The sequence below is a fragment of the Massilia eburnea genome (assembly GCF_050709955.1).
GTDB classification, from domain to species: domain Bacteria; phylum Pseudomonadota; class Gammaproteobacteria; order Burkholderiales; family Burkholderiaceae_D; genus Rugamonas; species Rugamonas eburnea_A.
The window spans coordinates 177,974-195,442 of the sequence record NZ_JBNZFX010000031.1; the positions used below are offsets into that span (position 1 = coordinate 177,974).

The following is a 17,469-nucleotide window of genomic DNA, read 5'->3' on the forward strand; positions in this document are numbered from 1 at the left end:
GGTTCCATGATGATTCGCGTTGCCACATACAACATCCACAAAGGCATGTCGTACCGTAGCCATCCACGGGTGCATGCCTTGCGCCATGCGATTGAGGCCTTCCATGCCGACCTCGTCTTCCTGCAGGAAGTACAGGGCCAGCACGATCGGATCGAGGCGCGTTATGGCGAGGAAAGCCAGGGTCACCGGCATTGGCCGAAAAAAGCCCAGCATGAATTTTTTGCCGGGGAATCGCACCAGTCCGTGTATGGCATGAACGCCCAATACGACCACGGCCACCACGGCAACGCGCTACTGAGCAAGTACCCGATTGCGCGCTGGACCAATACCGATATTTCCGACCATGCCTATGAATCGCGCGGCATCCTGCATTCGGTGGTGGAGACGGACGGCATGCTGGTGCACTGCTACGTGATCCATCTCGGGCTGTTCGAGCGCAGCCGCGTGCGGCAGGCCGAGATGCTGATTGAAGCCGTGCGCAGCTCGGCGCCGGACGGCGAGCCGGTCATCATCGCCGGCGACTTCAACGACTGGCGCAATACCCTGACCGACAAGCTGCAAAGCGCACTCGGCGTGCGCGAAGTATTCGACGAGATCAATCATGGCCATCGGGTCGGCGACCTGGTGCGTACTTTGGCGCGGCGCAAGGCCGCCCAGCGCCCGGCCCGTACCTTTCCGGCTGCCTTGCCGTTCTTCAGGTTGGACCGCATCTATGTGCGGGGCTTCAAGGTAGAATCCGCGGAAGTCCTGCATGGCCCGCTATGGGCCAAGCTGTCGGACCATGCGCCCATTGTGGCAAACCTGAAACTGGTTTCCTGACACATGCGTCACGTTGATTTTATAGCCGATAACGAAGTCAAACTCCTCCACTGCGGTACCGATTATTTTCCGGCACTGGTCGAGGCGATCGAGGCCGCACAGGTCGAAGTCTATTTCGAGACCTATATCTTCGCCGAGGACGAAACCGGCAAACGCGTCATGGCCGCGCTCAAAGCTGCTGCGCAGCGCGGCGTGACCGTACGCATGATTACCGACTGGTTTGGCACCGGGCACAAGCCCGCTTACCGCCTGCAGGCCGAAGTGACGGCGGCCGGTGTCGAGCACCGCATCTTCAACCCCTGGTTCCGGCGCGGCGTGACGCGCACCCACCGCAAGATCTGCGTGGTGGACGGCCAGGTGGCCTTTGTCGGCGGCATCAATATCAACGACGACATGTTCACCGACTACGACCACAACAAGGCGCTGGAGGCGCCGCGCTGGGATTTTGCGGTGGCGGTGCGCGGGCCGCTGGTCGAATCCATCCATAGCGAGGCGGAAACGCAGTGGACCCGCCTGGGCCATATGAACATCGTCAAGCGCCTGACCTTGTTCAACGAAGTGCGCAAGCTGAACAAGATCGCGCGCCAGAGCACGATGCAGGCCGGTTTCGTGGTTGCGCGACAACCTGCGCAACCGCCGCACCATCCAGCGCGCCTACCTGCAGGCCCTGGGACGGGCCAGGAAGAGCGTGCTGCTGGCCAATCCCTACTTCGCGCCGGGCCGCAAGTTCCGCCGTGCCCTGGCCGCAACCGCCCAGCGCGGGGTGGATGTGGTGCTGCTGATCGGCGTCGGCGAATTCTGGCTGCAGGACGCGGTGGCGCACTCCTTCTACCCCAAGCTGCTGGAAGCAGGGGTCAAGGTGGTGGAATACCGCAAGACGCAGCTGCACGCCAAGGTCGCGGTCATCGACGATGACTGGGCGACGGTGGGCTCCTCCAATGTGGACGGCTTGAGCCTGTTTCTCAACCAGGAAGCCAATGTGGTGATCAAGGACGCCGCCTTTGCGCGTTCCCTGCGGGCGAAGATCGAGGATGCCATTGCCGAAGGCGTGGTGATCCACCCGCAGGATTTCGAACATGTCGGGCGCTTCCGGCGGGTCGGGTATGAGGTGGCTTACTTCTTCTACCGTACGCTGATGCGCATTTTTGCGGTAGGAAAGTACACATGAGTGACGTCAGGATAGACAAATGGCTGTGGGCGGCGCGTTTCTTCAAGACGCGCCAACTGGCCATCGACGCCATCGACAAGGGCAAGGTCAAATTGTCGAGCGGCGAGCGCATCAAGCCTTCGCGCAATGCGAAATTGGGCGAGTGCCTGCATATCGATAACGGCGCGGACGAATGGGACGTGCTGGTGGTGGGCATATCGGGCAAGCGCGAAGGCGCACCGATCGCGCGCCTGCTGTATGAAGAGAGCGCAGAGTCGCTGGCCCGCCGCGCCGCCCTGATCGAGCGCAAAAAACTATTCCCCGAACCCTTCGCCGACAATAAAGGCCGCCCCACCAAGCGCGACCGCCGCCAATGGGAACGCGCCACCGACTCGTGAGCAAATGTCCACTTTGGGGTCAGGAACGAATGCGGACATTCCCTCGGGAATGTCCGCATTCGTTCCTGACCCCAAAGTGGACATTTGCTGCGGCGCAACAATAGAGGTGCACTTCTAGTAGTGCCGTTTGACTTTCGCCACACGCTGGATAATAGTACGAACGTTCGCAAAACTTTTCACCAGCGGCCGATCTGTTAGAGCGAGAATAAGGTTTTTCCTTCTTTCTGGATGGGTCCAAAAGTGAGTGGCATTCTTGTAAATACACCAACTAAATTCATGCGCAAAGGCGAAATGACCCGTGCGGCCATCCTGGATGTGGCCCTCGACCTGGCAAGCCGTGACGGTCTTGAAGGCCTCACCATTGGTTTGCTCGCCGATAAGATGAACATGAGTAAGTCCGGTGTGTTCGCGCACTTTGGTTCGCGAGAAGATTTGCAGATTGAAGTGTTGAAGCTGTACCACCATCGTTTCGAGCAGGAAGTGTTTTACCCGGCGATGAAGGAGGCCCGTGGCCTGCCTCGCCTGCGCGCCATGTTTGCCAACTGGATCAAACGTGTGAGCGTGGAAATCGCCTCGGGCTGCATCTATATCAGCGGCGCCGTCGAGTATGACGACCGTCCTGGCCCGATCCGCGAAGAGCTGCTGGCGATGGTCGGCGCGTGGGCAGGCAGCTTTGCTGCGTTGCGTGCGCCAGGCCGTCGACAATGGCGACCTGCGCGGCGATACCGATGCTTCCCAGTTGGTGTACGAGATGTATGGCCTGATCCTGGCCCTGCACCACGAGGCGCGTTTCATGCGCACTCCTGGCAGCGTGGACCGGGCAGGCGTGGGCTTCAACCGACTGATCGAAAACTATCAACCATCCTAAGGCTGCATTTCGCCGCAGCCGAACAAACATAACCTTTTAGCTATCTGGAGAATAAAATGGGTCAATACGTCGCGCCAATCCGTGATATGCAGTTCGTGCTGCATGAGCTGCTGAAGGTGGGAAGAGAAGCTGAAAGAGCTGCCTCCTCACGCCGAAACCGACGCGGACATCATCAACCAGGTGCTGGAAGAAGGCGCCAAGTTCACCTCGGAAGTGCTGTTCCCGCTGAACCACTCCGGCGACCGCGAAGGCTGCCACCACGATGCCGCGGCCAAGACCGTGACCACGCCAAAAGGCTTCAAGGAAGCCTACGCCCAGTACGTTGAAGGCGGCTGGGCTGCGCTGGCTTGCGATCCAGACTTCGGCGGCCAGGGCCTGCCTATCGTGCTGAACAACTCGTTCTACGAGATGCTGAACTCCGCCAACCAGGCATGGACCATGTACCCGGGCCTGTCGCACGGCGCCTACGAGTGCCTGAAAGAACACGGCACCGACGAACAGAAGAAGACCTACCTGCCGAAGCTGGTTTCCGGCGAGTGGACCGGCACCATGTGCCTGACCGAGCCACACTGCGGCACCGACCTCGGCATGCTGCGCTCGAAAGCCATCCCTAACGCCGACGGTTCGTGGGATATCACCGGCGCCAAGATCTTCATCTCGGCCGGCGAACACGATATGGCCGAAAAACATCCTGCACCTGGTGCTGGCACGCGTGCCGGACGCACCGGAAGGCTCGAAAGGCATCTCCCTGTTCCTGGTGCCTAAGTTCATCCCTAACGCGGACGGTTCGATCGGCGAACGCAACCCGATCTTCTGCGGCGCGATCGAAGAAAAGATGGGCATCCACGGCAACTCGACCTGCCAGATGAACCTGGACGGCGCCAAGGGCTGGATCATCGGGCCAGCCGAACAAGGGCCTGAACGCGATGTTCGTGTTCATGAACGCCGCCCGCCTGGGGCGTAGGCGTGCAGTCGCTGGGCCTGACCGAAGTGGCTTACCAGAACGCGCTGGTGTACGCCAAAGACCGCCTGCAGATGCGCTCCCTGTCCGGCGTGAAGAACCCGGAAGGCCCGGCCGACCCGATCATCGTGCACCCGGACGTGCGCCGCATGCTGCTGACCGGCAAAGCCTACGCTGAAGGCGCGCGTGCTTTCGCTTCCTACGTGGCGCTGCAGATCGACCGCGAACTGCACCACCCTGACGCCGATGTGCGCAAGGAAGCCGGCGACGAAGTAGCCCTGCTGACCCCGATCATCAAGGCCTTCATCACCGACAACGCATGGATCGCTACTTCCGACGCCATGCAGGTGTACGGCGGCCACGGCTACATCTCCGAGTGGGGCATGGAGCAGTACGTGCGCGACGCGCGTATCAACCTGATTTACGAAGGCACCAACACCGTGCAGTCGCTGGACCTGCTGGGTCGTAAGATCCTGATGGACAACGGCGCCAAGCTGCGCAAGTTCGGCGAGAAAGTGCGCGCCTTCGTGGAAGAAAACGGCACCGACGAAGCGATGTCCGAATTCGTCACTCCGCTGGGCGACCTGGGCGAGAAACTGACCAAGCTGACCATGGAAATCGGCATGAAGGCCTTCCAGAACCAGGACGAAGTGGGCGCCGCTGCCGTGCCTTACCTGCGCGTCGCCGGTCACCTGGTGTACTCGTACTTCTTCGCGCAGATGGCGAAGATCGCCCTGGAAAAAGAAGCGTCGGGCGACAAGTTCTACACCTCGAAGCTGGCAACCATCCGCTTCTACTTCGGCCGCCTGTACCCAGAAACCGCAACCCTGATCCGCCAGGCTCGTTCCGGCGCCGCCAACCTGATGGCCCTGGATGCTGACCTGTTCTAATTAAAGGAAAAACATGAGCAACTTCAACGTGAAAAAAGTAGCGGTACTGGGCGCCGGCGTGATGGGTGCGCAGATCGCTGCCCACTGCGTCAACGCTAAAGTACCAGTGGTACTGTTTGACCTGCCAGCCAAAGAAGGCAACAAGAACGGTATCGGCATCAAGGCCATCGAAGGCCTGAAGAAGCTGTCCCCAGCTCCGTTCGGCGACAAGGCCGACGCGGAACTGGTGCAGATCGCCAACTACGAAGACAACCTGGACCTGCTGGCCGGCTGCGACCTGATCATCGAAGCGATCGCCGAGCGCATGGACTGGAAGCATGACCTGTACAAGAAGGTCGCTCCGCACATCGCCCAGAACGCGATCTTCGCGTCGAACACCTCCGGCCTGTCGATCAACAAGCTGGCCGAAGGCTTCGACGCCGACCTGAAGGCGCGCTTCTGCGGCGTGCACTTCTTCAACCCACCGCGCTACATGCACCTGGTGGAACTGATCCCGACCACCGACACCAAGCCGGAAATCCTGGACCAGCTGGAAACCTTCATGACTTCCGTGCTGGGCAAGGGCGTGGTCCGTGCCAAGGACACCCCGAACTTCATCGCTAACCGCGTTGGCGTGTTCGGCATCCTGGCCATCATCCACGAAGCCGAGAAGTTCGGCCTGTCCGTCGACGTGGTCGACGACCTGACCGGCGCCAAGCTGGGCCGCGCCAAGTCCGGTACCTTCCGTACCGCCGACGTGGTTGGCCTGGACACCATGGGCCACGTGATCAAGACCATGGAAGACAACCTGCCGAACGATCCGTTCGCAGCGCTGTACAAGACTCCAGCCGTGCTGTCCGGCCTGGTCGCCAAGGGCGCCCTGGGCCAGAAATCCGGCGCCGGCTTCTACAAGAAGGTCGGCAAGGACATCATGCGCCTGGACGCAGCCACCGGTGAATACGTCGCCGGCGGCAAGAAGGCAGACGACATCATCGCCCGCATCCTGAAAGAAAAGGATCCGGTCAAGAAGATGAAGGCGCTGCGCGAATCGACCAACCCGCAAGGCCAGTTCCTGTGGGCGATCTTCCGCGACGCTTTCCACTACATCGCGATTCACCTGGAATCGATCGCCGACAACGCGCGCGACATCGACTTCGCCATGCGCTGGGGCTTCGGCTGGAACGTCGGTCCATTCGAAACCTGGCAAGCAGCAGGCTGGGGCCAGGTTGCGCAGTGGGTCAAGGAAGACATCGAAGCCGGCAAGGCGCTGTGCAATGCAGCGCTGCCAGCATGGGTGTTCGAAGGCAAAGTGGGCGAGCAGGGCGTGCATACCGCTGAAGGCTCGTTCTCGCCGGCGACCAAGTCCTACACCCCGCGTTCCGAACTGGCTGTGTACAAGCGCCAGGAATTCCGCGCTCCGGTAGTGGGCGGCGGCGGCGCCGATCCTAAGACTGCCGGCGTGACCGTGCACGAAGACGAATCCGTGCGCCTGTGGCACACCGGCGACGACGTCCTGATCCTGTCGCTGAAGACCAAGATGCACGTGATCGGCAAAGGCGTGATCAACGGTATCAAGCTGGGCCTGGCCGAAGCTGAAAAGAACTTCAAAGGCATGGTGATCTGGAACACCGACGCAGCCGAAGGCGGCGCCTTCTCGGCCGGCGCCGACCTGCAGGAAGCCCTGCCAGCCTTCATGGCCGGCGGCGCGAAAGCAGTCGACCCGATCATCAAGGAACTGCAAGACACCTTCATGTCGATGAAGTATTCCAACGTGCCAGTGGTGGCGGCTGTTGCCGGTATCGCTCTGGGCGGCGGCTGCGAAATGATGCTGCACGCATCGAAGCGCGTAGCGGCACTGGAATCGTACATCGGCCTGGTGGAAGTGGGCGTTGGCCTGATCCCGGGCGGCGGCGGCCTGAAAGAAGCGGCTGTTCGTGCAGCCCGCGAAGCCAAAGGCAACGACATCCTGCAATTCCTGAAGACCGGCTTCACCAACGCTGCTACCGCGAACGTCTCCAAGTCCGCGCTGGAAGCGAAGGCCATGGGCTACCTGAAGGAAGACGACATCATCGTGTTCAACGCCTACGAGCTGCTGCACGTGGCGAAAACCACGGCACGTTCGATGGCCGATTCGGGCTACCGCGCGCCGATCCAGCGTCCAGTGCCAGTAACCGGTCGTTACGGCTGGGGCACCATCCGCGGCCAGCTGGTCAATATGCGCGACGGCGGCTTCATCTCCGCCCACGACTACAAGCTGGGCGACATGATCGCCGAGATCGTGTCCGGTGGCGACATCGACCAGGGCAGCGTAGTGAGCGAGCAGTGGCTGCTGGATATGGAACGCAAGGCCTTCCTGGAATTGCTGAACCATCCTAAGTCGCAAGAGCGCATCATGGGCATGCTGCAAACCGGTAAGCCGGTACGCAACTAAGAGCAAATGTCCATCCTGTCGCTGGCCTTTAAACTTTTACTTCGAGTGAAACCTGGCATGGTCTATGAGCAAATCAAGAAGCACATGACGGAGTCGCTGCCGTTTGTGCGCCTGCTCGGCATCCGCATCGACAGCATCGGCCCGGGAACGGCCGAAGTGTCGATGCCGGACGACGGCAAGCTGCATAACCACCTCGGCACGCCGCATGCAGGTGCGATCTTCACGCTGGCCGAAACGGCATCCGGCGCGGCCATGGCAGGCGGCTTTGCCGACCTGATCATGGACATGCGCCCGGTCGCCAAGGAGTCGCGCATCCAGTACCAGAAAGTGGCCAAGGGCGCGACGCGCGCCTCCGGCCGGGTACCGGGCGACCTGGCCGCGATCCGCGCACAGCTGAAGGATGAAGGAAAAGTAGCGTTCCCGGTCAACGTCGACATCTTCGACGAACACGGCACGCTGGCAGCACAAGTACAGGTGGACTGGTACCTCTCCGCCAAACGCTAACGAACACAGATACTGGAAAGCTTAAAAATGAGCAAACAACTCCAAGACGCATACATCGTCGCCGCTACCCGCACCCCGATCGGTAAAGCACCGCGCGGTATGTTCAGCAAGACCCGCCCGGACGACCTGCTGGTCGCCGCTATCCGCGGCGCCATGGCTGCCGTGCCTAACCTGGACCCGGCCCTGATCGTTGACGCGATCATCGGCTGCTCCTTCCCTGAAGCAGAACAAGGCTTCAACATCGCCCGTAACTCCGTGGTGCTGGCAGGCCTGCCGAACACCGTGGGCGGCGTGACCATCAACCGTTACTGCGCTTCGGGCATCACCGCCTTGGCCATGGCTGCCGACCGCATCCGCGTTGGAGAAGCCGACGTGATGATCGCCGGCGGCGTCGAATCGATGTCGATGGTGCCGATGATGGGCCACCACCCATCGATCAACATGGACACCTTCAAGGACGAGAACGTGGGCCTGGCCTACGGCATGGGCCTGACCGCCGAGAAAGTGGCGCAGCAATGGAAGATCTCCCGCGAAGACCAGGACGCCTTCGGCCTGGAATCGCACCGCAAGGCGATCGCCGCCCAGCAAGCCGGCTTCTTCAAGGACGAGACCACCCCGGTCGAAATCATCACCCGCACCCCTGACCTGCGCACCGGCGAGATCAAGGTTGGCAAGCGCACCGTGGATACCGACGAAGGCGCGCGCGCTGACGCCTCCATGGAAGGCATGGCCAAGCTGAAGCCAGTGTTTGCCGCCAAGGGCACCGTGACCGCCGCGACCCTCCTCGCAGATGTCCGACGGCGCCGGCGCGCTGATCGTGGTGTCCGAGAAGATCCTGAAAGAACACAATCTGACCCCGCTGGCCAAGTTCTCTTCGTTCGCTGTACGCGGCGTACCACCGGAAATCATGGGCATCGGTCCTAAGGTCGCCATCCCAGCCGCTTGCGCAGCTGCCGGCATCACCCAGGACCAGCTGGACTGGATCGAACTGAACGAAGCGTTCGCCGCACAGGCCCTGGCCGTGATCCGCGACCTGAACCTGGACACCAGCAAAGTAAACCCGATGGGCGGCGCAATCGCCCTGGGCCACCCCGCTGGGCGCAACCGGCGCGATCCGCGCTGCGACCGTAGTGCACGCACTGCGCCGCAACCAGCTGAAATACGGCATGGTCACGATGTGCGTGGGCGCCGGCATGGGCGCAGCAGGCATCATCGAGCGCGTATAATCCGCGCGACGACGTACTAAGCAAGGCGGGTCAAAAGCCCGCCTTTTTTTATATCCTCGGCCGGCGAGCAGCAAGTGTCAGACCCTGTGGGTCTGACATTGGTTTACCGGTTTACTAGGGAGACAAAACGCAATGGCAATCCAGACCAGCAAGAACGCAGGCATCCTGACCATCGAATTCGACCGCCTGGAACGCAAGAACGCGATCACCTCCGCCATGTACCAGACCATGGCCGACACCATCAATGCCGCCGAATCGGACACCGAAGTGCGCGCCATCCTGTTCACCGGCAAGCCGGAGATTTTCACCGCCGGTAACGACCTGGTCGACTTCGCAATGACCACCACTGCCAACGACGGCGTGGCGTTCACCGACCGCCCTGTGATCCAGTTCATGAAGGCCCTGTTCAACAGCACCAAGCCAGTCGTGGCAGCCGTCAACGGTGCCGCCATCGGCATCGGCACCACCATGCTGATGCATTGCGACCTGGTGTACGCCGCCGACAACGCCAAGTTCTCCGTGCCTTTCGCGGCACTGGGCCTGTGCCCTGAATTCGGTTCAAGCATGCTGCTGCCTGCGAACGGCGGCCACGCCCGCGCAGCGGAGAAACTGATGCTGGGCGAGCCGTTCAGCGCGCAGGAAGCCTACGACATGGGTTTGATCTCGAAGCTGCTGCCCGCCGATCAAGTGCTGGCCCACGCGCAGGCGCAAGCGGTCAAACTGGTTGCACTGCCGGCCGAGTCGATCCGCCAGACCAAGCGTTTGATGAAGGCCGGCCGCGAAGCGCTGAAAGCCCACATCGACGTGGAAAGCGCGCAGTTCGGCTCCATGCTGACCGGCGCCGAAGCCAAGGAAGCGTTCACCGCGTTCTTCGAGAAGCGCAAGCCGGACTTCTCCAAGTTCGCCTAAGTCCACCGCCGTAGCAATAGCTCAACGGGCGCCTCCCCGGACTCGAATGCGTAGAAAATTTCGCTGGTACGATGCGGCATGTGAGAGCTGCGCTCTTCTGCCCACATGCCTGGCACTAATACGATTCTGAGGAGGTGTAAATGTTTAGTTATGACCTGTCCCCATTTTATGGCGGCAATGGAGGTGAGTTCTTCGAAGACGATTTGACGGGTGTGTCTCAACTCGTGGGTGTGAACATTTACGCTGGTAATTGGATCAACGCCCTGCAAGCCGTTTGGCTCATGGTGGATGGCTCGACCCGGGCGGGCGCCTGGCGCGGAAATCCTGGCGACGGCGAACAATCCGGTTTCGTCCTGCAACCGGGAGAATTCATCACCCAGGTGCGCTGCACTTGGGGTGACTTCGTCCACACACTTAGCGTTACGACCAGTCTGAACAAGGTATATGGACCTTTTGGTCAGGAGGAGGGACCGGAGTGGTCAACAATTACTGCGCCCGTCTACGGTTTCGCTGGCCGGTCCGGCAATTACCTTGACGCTGTAGCGTTTTATACTCTGGCTCCCTCTGGTGGTCAAAACTGATAATTCGCGAGCTATACCAGCTTAGCTGTAGCTCAAAATTGACCTGACAGGGACTGTCAGACGGGGGGCGGCTCACCCCAAAACAGACGCTCTGGTCAGCACTACCACGAATTACTTCTGCGCGTGCAGCAGTTTTTCACATCCATGACTGCCACCCTGGAAAGTTAATTGTGCTTACGTATCCACTGGCGTGGTCATATTGTGCGAAATAGCCCTGCTTACAAAAGCCTGCAATTGATTCGTTATCTAAGCTGACTCTTATCCATCCGGATGGAGTCAGGATGTCGTCGACCTGCTGAGTACGAATTCCAGATGCTGTAAGGTCAGAGGTTATTATCCATCTCTGTTTGCCCCCTAAACGTGTATTCGGACATACACCGTCCCCGTATAGCGCTTTGCAAAAGTCATCCATTGAACTAACGACGAACTGTTTCGCTTTTGGGCCTGTCCAATATGGTTTGGGAGACGGTTCACTCACAAAGAAATACAGATAGCCCCAAACTAAGCCAAGCGAAATTACAAAACCCGTCTTTACTTTGGAACTAATCAATTAACACTCCACTGAATCAATAAGTCGGCCGAGTCTCAGCGGCAGCTTCTGGCCGGAACGGGCTGTATTAATTCCGCTAACCTCCCGCTCCCTGGCCGGATACGGCCAACGCGACCTCTAACCTATCTGACAGCAAGTATCAGGTCAAGTCTGAGCCACTACACATGAATCCGTCGAAGCCTGTCACTCAATGCCGCAAGCGAAGCCCACCCTTGGCGGGCTTTAAACATTTTTCAGATTTCGACAATGCAGTCTGGGTTGAAGCCTTCATTCTCAGGGCTTCCGTTTTTCGACATATACCCAAACGGATTGCACACCACGCGGCACGCTCCAATCCGGTAGTCAAAGGATTCGTGCATGTGCCCATGCACCCATAGGTCTGCCTTTGCGGCTATCTCGTCCAGGTTCGAGGCATAGGCCGACGACGTCAGATCATTTGCATACTGGCTCGGAACCGAAAGCATGGACGGGGCCATGTGGGTTACGACGACGGTCTTGCCGTCATGGGGAGCAGCCAGCTTATTGCTAATCCATGACTTGTGCTGCTCATGGAAAAAGGCAGTGTCCTTCGTGCGCAACTTGCCATAGTTCTTGCTGGGCGAGTCTTATGCGGCGGTAGTCCGACATCACTTCTTCCGCCCTGGTCATCGCGAAGTATCGACGGTCATCGCCAAACAGCTTGAAGTCTGTCCATAACGCGGCTCCCAGGAAGCGCACGTTTCCGATGATGCACTCGTCGCAATTCAAGAACCTTACGTTTGCTGTTGCAGCACTGGCTGCACGAATCTTCTCGATCTCGCTATCCAGGTTGTGACCGTAACCCTCATGGTTGCCGTGCACGTAGATGACCGGGATCCCCTCAAAGGCAGTTTCGGCCCACTGCACAGAACGTACTCCGCTGGTATCGATGTCGCCAGCTAGAACGACGGCATCCGGTGATGAGGCGGCGAGGTCAAACGAGACCTGGTGCTTATCCCAGAATTCACGATGCAGGTCGGAGAGAATTAATAGACGCATTGGAGACTTGATGTTTGCGGTCGGGTTATGGATTTTCAGTTCAATCTTAGCAAAAAGAATATGATGCGGTTCTGCAAACTCTCCGGATAAGAAAAAATGCCCTTGAATTCCGTGCCAGCCTGGCTGCCATTCGGCTTGCTGGGCCTTTCAATTGCAAGCACCGGTCTGGCGGTCAAACACCATGAACGGCCGGCGTTCCTGCGTCACCTTTGGTTGATCCTGCTCGGACTCGCGGTCGGCGCCGGCCTGGCGGCAGGGGGTGCTGCGTCCCGTTGCACTGGCCAGCATCGCCACCTTGCTGGCTTTTGCATGGTTGGCGACCCGGCATGGCAAGGGCGTCGTGCGTGCGCTGTTTACGCTATTGACGCTGCTCCTGGCACTTGCGCTTGCAGTGCATGCCGTTCCTGGTTACGACAATCCCTTGTTGTTGAAGGATGTCCAGCTATCTGCCCATTCCGCGCCCTACACCTTGTATGCGAACTTCGACAAGGGAGTTGTCGGGCTTGTTTTGCTGGTGTTCTTCGGCCTCCGCGCCAGTTCCTGGCGGGATTTTGCCGCGGCAGCGAGATCCCAGGGCGCACTGTCCTGGCAGCGCTGTTGGTAGTGGTGTTTGGTGCTGGCTGGGCAATTGGATTCATCCGTCCTGATTTCAAACTGTCGCCCTTCTTGCCGCTGTTCGCCGTCGTTAACCTGATGTTTGTCTGCGTGGCTGAGGAGGCCTTCTTCCGTGGCGCCATCCAGGGGCAGCTCGCACGCTTCGGCGATACCCTGGCAATAGCGGTTTCAGGCTTGCTGTTCGGGGCTGCACACCTGGGTGGCGGCTGGCAGTTTGCTGTACTCGCCAGCCTGGCCGGCCTCGGTTACTCGCTGCTATATTCGAGGACGCGGCGCATCGAGATTCCGATCGCCGCCCACTTCCTGCTCAACCTGGCGCATTTTATTGCGTTCACATACCCGCGCGCTATTTGACGCATAATTTCGTGACGGATGCTCACGTATGAAACGGACAATTCCGCCAAGGTTGCATGTACTAATGGCGCGCGTGGCCGATACGGCGGTGGTTATCCGCCGTGGCCCCTCGCGCTGCACCGCATTCGTCGCCTGGAATCGCACGACCGACGAGTTTCGTGTCGGGCAATGGCTGAAAGGCCGAATCTACGAGCGCCGCTGCGATATTTCTCCGGACGGCAAGCACCTGATTTACTTCGCGATGAATGGCCGCTGGCGGGAGGAAGCGAAGGGCTCCTGGACTGCGATTTCGCGCGCACTTTACCTGACTGTGCTTACCTTGCTGGCCAAAGGCGATTGCTGGCATGGCGGCGGCCTGTTCGTCGGCAACGACGCCTACTGGCTCAATGATGGTTACGGACACGAGGTGAGTAGACGGAGCTCGCGTGGTATGGGCGTCCAATGGGTGCATTTACACTGGCCGGATGAACGCGGATGGCATGCAAGGTGAAAAGCTCTTGTTCGATTTTTCTGGCCTTCAGTTCGAACCTATCAAGGCGCCGTATTAAGCGTGCCGCCGTTGAGTTGCAAAAAATGCAAATCGGCCATTGTGGCAGCAAATCGCACGGTCGCGCCGTTCAAGAGTGGGCGTATAATCCACGCGAAGTTTTTCAACCGGAGAATCCAGTAATGTCCATGCAATTCCTGCGCCGCGCCGCCGCACTTTCCTTGCTGGCCGCAGCTATCGCCATCCCTGCCCAGGCCGGGAGTTCCGCTTCGTCCGCTTCGAGCGCCGGCTCCGAGTCTTCGGGCAGCGTGTCCGATTCCATCGGCGGCTCCAGCAAGAGCTCCAGTGGCGACGACAAGAAAGTGGCCGCAGGCCAGTACCGCGTGATCGACGTGGCGGAAGCTCCAGGCAAGCCGGGTGCCACCCGCCTCAAGCTGCAAGGCCAAGGCAATGAGTTCTTCCTCACCGTGCCGAAAGCCGCCCTGGCCGACCGCGCACTGCCAACCGGCGCGCTGGTGCAGGTGAGCGAGCGTCCATACGGCTACGAATTCGCTTACGCCGACACCCGCCAGGCCTTCTTCCTGGCACTCGACGACGCATGGCAACGCGAACTGCGCTCGCACGCCATCTGATCGCCGCTTGCCTGGCGCTCGGCTGGAATGCCGCAGCGCAGGCTGGTGGCATGATGTTCTGCGACCGTCCGGCGAAAATTACGGCGGCGGCGCAGGACCACGTGCTGCGTTTTGCAGCCGTGGTGAAGGATGAACTGGAACGCTCCGGCGCCGCGGCTGCCGTGGTGTCGCGCGCGGGCCTTGACCTGGCTCGCCTCGGCCTGCGTTATTCGCATGCCGGCCTGGCGCTGAAAGCCAATCCAAACAGTCCGTGGTCGGTGCGCCAGCTTTACTATGCTTGCGACGAAAAGCGCCCGCGCATTTTCGATCAGGGCATGGCCGGCTTCGTGCTCGGCGCGGAAGAGCCGGCACAAGGCCACCTGTCGATGGTGCTGCTGCCGGATGGGCAGGCCAGCGCACTGCAAGCGGCCGCGCTGGACACGCAAACCCCGCAGTCCCTGCTGTCCGGTGAATATAGCGCCAACGCCTACGCCTACGGCACGCGCTACCAGAACTGCAACCAGTGGCTGGTGGAGTTGATTGCCAGTGCCTGGGGCGCATCCGCGCCGCAGCGCGAGTTTGCGCAGCGCTGGCTGCGGGAGCGGGGCTACCAAGCGGAGCCGGTCAACGTTGGCCGCGCGCTGGTGATCGCGGCGCACTTCGTGCCCTTGGTGCACGTGATCGACCATCCCGATGAGGACTTGCGTGCGCAAACAATGCGCGTCAGCATGCCTTCGTCGATTGAGCATTTTGTTCGCCGCGAAGCGCCACAAGCGCACCGCATTGAGCTTTGCTATAACGCGAACCATATCGTGATCCGGCGTGGCTGGGAAGCGATGGGCGCGGGTTGCGAAGCGCAGGCTGGCGACGAGGTTATCGCCTTTGAAAACAGAGACTAACAAGGTCATATGGATACTCCCATTGCTTCGCTTTACCTGATCTCCGCAGGTGCGCTGGCAATGTCAGCATTCCAGTCGACGCTGGTGGCACGCAACAGCTCCTATGTGCGGGCGTGCTGGGCGTTTGCCGTGATCTGCCTGACATTTGCCTGCTTCCAGTACGCGAACGTACGGCAACAGCTGGCGCCTGGGCTGGCGGAAGCTATCGCGGCCCACAAGTGGGTCAATTTCTTCTCGCTCCTGCTGGCGCCGCAGTTCTGCTACCTGGTCGCCTCGCTTGACCCAAACCGCGCCGCTTTCCGTCTTAGCTACGGCATCGCCTTCATATCGGCCGTGCTAGCGGTGGACAATTTCATGGTCCCCTATGGCTATCGCTTTTCCTCATTGGCGAGCGAGGCCCCTACTGAACTGGCGTGGGGCGAGAACGCCTTCCTGCTTTTCGGTGAAACAACGGCCGCTTATTCGGTCAGCCGCCTGCTGTCGCTGGGCGCAGCGGTGTTTGCCGTCATCTACTTCGTTCGCGTGCAACGGCAGCGGGCGCGCTTTTCCAACCGGCTAGTGTGGAGTTCCGCCGCACTGGTAGTGGTTACTACGGCACTGGGCGGCGCGACAGATACCGGTGTGCTGCGGCTGCCTTACTTGAGCGGTTTCGGTTTCCTGTTCCTCGCGGCATCCTACCTGTTGCTGGTCAAGCGCGAAGCGACCCAGCGCCTGACGGAGAAGATCCGTATCAGCGCTGCGCTGGAGCGCGAACTGGAGAGCCACAAGCTGTCCAGCAGGCGCATCGAGCGTGCCCTGACCAACGATGAACTGACCCGTTTGCCCAACCGCGAAGGCGCGCTGGAGAAGTTGCGCACCATGTCGGCATGGAGCGAATCGAGCATGACCCGCATGGCGGTGCTGCTGCTGGACCTGGATCGCCTGGCGATCATCAACGGCACGCGTGGCTACGAGGCGGGCAACCAGGTGCTGATCGAGGTGGCGCAGCGCCTTCGCGAACATTGCGGCAAGCGCCGGCTGGTGGCGCGGCTTGGCAGTGCGCGCTTTGTGGTCGGCATTGCCGGCCACAAAACCCTGGGTGGCATTGAGCGCGAAATAGAGGGAGTGCTGGCCGCGATCAAGCCGCCTTTCGCAGTAGCGGGCAATATCCTCAACATGACTTTCAGCGCTGGCGTCGCCATCTATCCGGACCATGCTGAATCGGCGGAAGACCTGCTGGCGTCGGCGGGCCTGGCACTGCACGAGGCGCGCGACGCGGGGCCGGGCAGTCTCCGTACCTTCCATCCATCGCTGCAGCAGTCGCTGAGTGAGCGCATTGGCCTGGAAAATGAGCTGAAGGACGCGCTTGAGAACGGCGAGCTGTTCCTGCATTACCAGCCGCAGGTCTGTGCGGTCACGGAGCGCGTGCTGGGCATGGAGGCGCTGATCCGCTGGCAGCATCCCGAGCTGGGACTGGTGATGCCGGACAAGTTCATCCCGCTGGCCGAATCCACCGGCACTATAGCGTCAATCGGCGCGTGGGTGATCGAAAGCGCCTGCCGGCAGCTGCAGGATTGGCGTGCCCTAGGTTTCAGCGAGGTGCGCATGGCGGTCAACCTGTCGGCGCAGCAGCTTTTGCTGGATGACCTGGACGACAGCGTGAAATCGGCCTTGCGGCACGCAGGCCTGATGGGGGCCGACCTCGAGCTCGAAATCACCGAATCGGTGCTGATGCAGGATCCGCAACGCTCCATCGAAAGGCTGGAGACCTTGCGCGGCCTGGGCGTGCGGCTATCGATCGACGACTTCGGCACTGGCTATTCCTCGCTAGGCTACCTGAAGATGCTGCCGGTGCACTCCTTCAAGCTCGATCGCAGCTTTGTGCGCGATATCGGCACCAGCGAGAAAGATCTCGAAATCTGCGCCACCGCGGTTGGCCTGGCGCGCAAGCTCGGCCTCGAGATCGTGGCCGAAGGTGTGGAAGACACGGTGCAGGCGACGCAGTTGCGTCGTTTGGGCTGCAACCTGTTGCAGGGCTACTACTTTGCGCGCCCGCTTGCGGCGCATGCCGCCACCAACTTCCTGATGGAGCAAAGGGAGGCGGCCGCATAGGCCCGCACACCCCATATCCGGTTCGCGCATTAGAAAAATTGAAATGATTCGTGTGCTGAATTCTTTGGCACCGGTAGTCTGAAGCTATCACCATAACAGAGCGTCGCAAGCATAGTGGCGCCGAACCGGGGG

Annotated in this window: 14 protein-coding genes and 4 pseudogenes; 16 read left to right on the forward strand and 2 right to left on the reverse strand. The window is 60.4% G+C overall.

What is annotated here, in order from left to right; translation table 11 throughout:
- Positions 1-6: 6 nt before the first annotated feature.
- The 10 genes and pseudogenes from ACQ4MM_RS17920 to ACQ4MM_RS17965 all read left to right on the forward strand — a co-directional run bounded on the left by ACQ4MM_RS17920 (position 7) and on the right by ACQ4MM_RS17965 (position 10,713).
- The gene (locus tag ACQ4MM_RS17920; RefSeq protein WP_431478608.1) at positions 7-819 is read left to right on the forward strand and encodes an endonuclease/exonuclease/phosphatase family protein; all 813 of its coding nucleotides are present in this window, start codon (positions 7-9) and stop codon (positions 817-819) included.
- A 3-nt stretch (positions 820-822) separates the two neighbouring features.
- A pseudogene (gene clsB, locus ACQ4MM_RS17925) lies at positions 823-1,987 on the forward strand (cardiolipin synthase ClsB).
- Entirely contained in the window at positions 1,984-2,364 is a 381-nt protein-coding gene (locus tag ACQ4MM_RS17930; RefSeq protein WP_431478609.1) for an RNA-binding S4 domain-containing protein, read from the forward strand. Before clsB ends, ACQ4MM_RS17930 begins: the two are co-directional and overlap by 4 nt.
- A gap of 276 nt (positions 2,365-2,640) precedes the next feature.
- Positions 2,641-3,232: pseudogene (locus tag ACQ4MM_RS17935) on the forward strand (TetR/AcrR family transcriptional regulator).
- 56 nt (positions 3,233-3,288) lie between these two features.
- Positions 3,289-5,083: pseudogene (locus ACQ4MM_RS17940) on the forward strand (acyl-CoA dehydrogenase C-terminal domain-containing protein).
- 13 nt (positions 5,084-5,096) lie between these two features.
- Entirely contained in the window at positions 5,097-7,493 is a 2,397-nt protein-coding gene (locus tag ACQ4MM_RS17945; RefSeq protein WP_431478610.1) for a 3-hydroxyacyl-CoA dehydrogenase/enoyl-CoA hydratase family protein, read from the forward strand.
- 57 nt (positions 7,494-7,550) lie between these two features.
- Positions 7,551-7,997: a YiiD C-terminal domain-containing protein gene (locus tag ACQ4MM_RS17950; protein WP_431478611.1), complete on the forward strand. Its 447-nt coding sequence runs from the start codon at positions 7,551-7,553 to the stop codon at positions 7,995-7,997.
- Positions 7,998-8,024: 27 nt separating this feature from the next.
- Positions 8,025-9,223: pseudogene (locus tag ACQ4MM_RS17955) on the forward strand (acetyl-CoA C-acyltransferase).
- Between the two features lie 132 nt (positions 9,224-9,355).
- Positions 9,356-10,132 carry an enoyl-CoA hydratase gene (locus ACQ4MM_RS17960; protein WP_431478612.1) on the forward strand — a complete coding sequence of 259 codons (777 nt, stop codon included), beginning with the start codon at positions 9,356-9,358 and terminating at the stop codon, positions 10,130-10,132.
- Between the two features lie 140 nt (positions 10,133-10,272).
- Positions 10,273-10,713, forward strand: a complete 441-nt coding sequence (locus tag ACQ4MM_RS17965; RefSeq protein WP_431478613.1) for a jacalin-like lectin — start codon at positions 10,273-10,275, stop codon at positions 10,711-10,713.
- A gap of 1,096 nt (positions 10,714-11,809) precedes the next feature.
- Here ACQ4MM_RS17965 and ACQ4MM_RS17970 read toward each other — a convergent pair.
- Entirely contained in the window at positions 11,810-12,280 is a 471-nt protein-coding gene (locus ACQ4MM_RS17970; protein ID WP_431478614.1) for a metallophosphoesterase family protein, read from the reverse strand.
- Positions 12,281-12,427: 147 nt separating this feature from the next.
- Entirely contained in the window at positions 12,428-12,568 is a 141-nt protein-coding gene (locus ACQ4MM_RS17975) for a hypothetical protein (RefSeq protein WP_431478615.1), read from the reverse strand.
- A gap of 7 nt (positions 12,569-12,575) precedes the next feature.
- Here ACQ4MM_RS17975 and ACQ4MM_RS17980 point away from each other — a divergent pair, with 7 nt between their 5' ends.
- The 6 genes from ACQ4MM_RS17980 to ACQ4MM_RS18005 all read left to right on the forward strand — a co-directional run bounded on the left by ACQ4MM_RS17980 (position 12,576) and on the right by ACQ4MM_RS18005 (position 17,337).
- The gene (locus ACQ4MM_RS17980) at positions 12,576-12,884 is read left to right on the forward strand and encodes a hypothetical protein (RefSeq protein WP_431478616.1); all 309 of its coding nucleotides are present in this window, start codon (positions 12,576-12,578) and stop codon (positions 12,882-12,884) included.
- Positions 12,884-13,249 carry a CPBP family intramembrane glutamic endopeptidase gene (locus tag ACQ4MM_RS17985; protein ID WP_431478703.1) on the forward strand — a complete coding sequence of 122 codons (366 nt, stop codon included), beginning with the start codon at positions 12,884-12,886 and terminating at the stop codon, positions 13,247-13,249. Before ACQ4MM_RS17980 ends, ACQ4MM_RS17985 begins: the two co-directional genes overlap by 1 nt.
- 64 nt (positions 13,250-13,313) lie before the next feature.
- Positions 13,314-13,739: a hypothetical protein gene (locus tag ACQ4MM_RS17990; protein ID WP_431478617.1), complete on the forward strand. Its 426-nt coding sequence runs from the start codon at positions 13,314-13,316 to the stop codon at positions 13,737-13,739.
- Positions 13,740-13,918: 179 nt separating this feature from the next.
- Positions 13,919-14,368 (forward strand): hypothetical protein, encoded by a 450-nt coding sequence (locus ACQ4MM_RS17995; RefSeq protein ID WP_431478618.1) that lies wholly within the window; start codon positions 13,919-13,921, stop codon positions 14,366-14,368.
- A complete protein-coding gene (locus ACQ4MM_RS18000; RefSeq protein WP_431478619.1) occupies positions 14,335-15,246 on the forward strand; it encodes a DUF2145 domain-containing protein in 912 nt (303 codons plus the stop codon). Before ACQ4MM_RS17995 ends, ACQ4MM_RS18000 begins: the two co-directional genes overlap by 34 nt.
- A gap of 9 nt (positions 15,247-15,255) precedes the next feature.
- Positions 15,256-17,337 (forward strand): putative bifunctional diguanylate cyclase/phosphodiesterase, encoded by a 2,082-nt coding sequence (locus ACQ4MM_RS18005; RefSeq protein ID WP_431478620.1) that lies wholly within the window; start codon positions 15,256-15,258, stop codon positions 17,335-17,337.
- The last annotated feature ends 132 nt before the right edge of the window (positions 17,338-17,469 follow it).

Bases quoted from the DNA above. Each gene is read 5' to 3' on its own strand.
- ACQ4MM_RS17920 (WP_431478608.1), top strand. From the start codon at position 7: ATGATGATTCGCGTTGCCACATACAACATCCACAAAGGCATGTCGTAC.
- ACQ4MM_RS17930 (WP_431478609.1), top strand. From the start codon at position 1,984: ATGAGTGACGTCAGGATAGACAAATGGCTGTGGGCGGCGCGTTTCTTC.
- ACQ4MM_RS17945 (WP_431478610.1), top strand. From the start codon at position 5,097: ATGAGCAACTTCAACGTGAAAAAAGTAGCGGTACTGGGCGCCGGCGTG.
- ACQ4MM_RS17950 (WP_431478611.1), top strand. From the start codon at position 7,551: ATGGTCTATGAGCAAATCAAGAAGCACATGACGGAGTCGCTGCCGTTT.
- ACQ4MM_RS17960 (WP_431478612.1), top strand. From the start codon at position 9,356: ATGGCAATCCAGACCAGCAAGAACGCAGGCATCCTGACCATCGAATTC.
- ACQ4MM_RS17965 (WP_431478613.1), top strand. From the start codon at position 10,273: ATGTTTAGTTATGACCTGTCCCCATTTTATGGCGGCAATGGAGGTGAG.
- ACQ4MM_RS17970 (WP_431478614.1), bottom strand. From the start codon at position 12,280: ATGCGTCTATTAATTCTCTCCGACCTGCATCGTGAATTCTGGGATAAG.
- ACQ4MM_RS17975 (WP_431478615.1), bottom strand. From the start codon at position 12,568: ATGCTGGCCAGTGCAACGGGACGCAGCACCCCCTGCCGCCAGGCCGGC.
- ACQ4MM_RS17990 (WP_431478617.1), top strand. From the start codon at position 13,314: ATGGCGCGCGTGGCCGATACGGCGGTGGTTATCCGCCGTGGCCCCTCG.
- ACQ4MM_RS17995 (WP_431478618.1), top strand. From the start codon at position 13,919: ATGTCCATGCAATTCCTGCGCCGCGCCGCCGCACTTTCCTTGCTGGCC.
- ACQ4MM_RS18000 (WP_431478619.1), top strand. From the start codon at position 14,335: ATGGCAACGCGAACTGCGCTCGCACGCCATCTGATCGCCGCTTGCCTG.
- ACQ4MM_RS18005 (WP_431478620.1), top strand. From the start codon at position 15,256: ATGGATACTCCCATTGCTTCGCTTTACCTGATCTCCGCAGGTGCGCTG.